We start from the raw sequence: 571 nt of genomic DNA, 5'->3' as shown, positions 1-571 counted from the left end.
ACGCACGAGGGCGCGCTGCTGTCCGAGCAGGTCGCCTTCGACCTCAACATGCCGTTCACCGATCCGGCCACGGTCCTGGCCTGATCTCACGCACTGTCGCCCGGCTGGAGTTCGCTCCGGCCGGGCGATGCGCATTTCGGCCCGTAGCCATTCTTGACACGTGTCAAGTATGGTGGCGTCCATGCTGCAGCAGTTGTTTCCCACTGTTCCGATGACCACGAGTGAGGCGCTGGGCGCCTTCGACGCGGCCGAGGCCGTCGAGCCGGAGTTCATGCTCGGCACCTGGCACGGTGCCGAATTGCCGACCGGCCATCCGATGGACGGCCTGCTGGCGGCCAGCGGCTGGTGGGGCAAACAGTTCGTCGACGGCGAGACCGTTCACCCGCTGCTGTTCCCCGCCGGTGACGGCACGTCGCTGTGGGCCCTCAACCCGGCGCCGGCCTTCGCGGGCCTCGCGGTGTCGACCAAGATCCCTTTGCTTCGGAACCGGTCGATGTCGGCGCCGATCGCAGCGTTGCGGCCCGTCCTACAAACCCGTGCGCCCAAGGCCAGGTTGCGGACCACCCGCTAC

Annotated in this window: 1 protein-coding gene; it reads left to right on the top strand. The window is 68.0% G+C overall.

Features of this window, described 5'->3' with window-relative positions:
- Positions 1–181: 181 nt before the first annotated feature.
- On the top strand, positions 182–571 hold a 390-nt coding region (locus RM572_RS28770), incomplete at its 3' end, for a GXWXG domain-containing protein (protein ID WP_311676305.1).

Origin of the sequence: Streptomyces hazeniae, from assembly GCF_031845485.1 — a bacterium.
GTDB lineage: Bacteria > Actinomycetota > Actinomycetes > Streptomycetales > Streptomycetaceae > Streptomyces > Streptomyces hazeniae.
The sequence above is the reverse complement of the archived record's forward strand: the minus strand, read 5'-3'. Positions and strand labels throughout refer to the sequence as shown.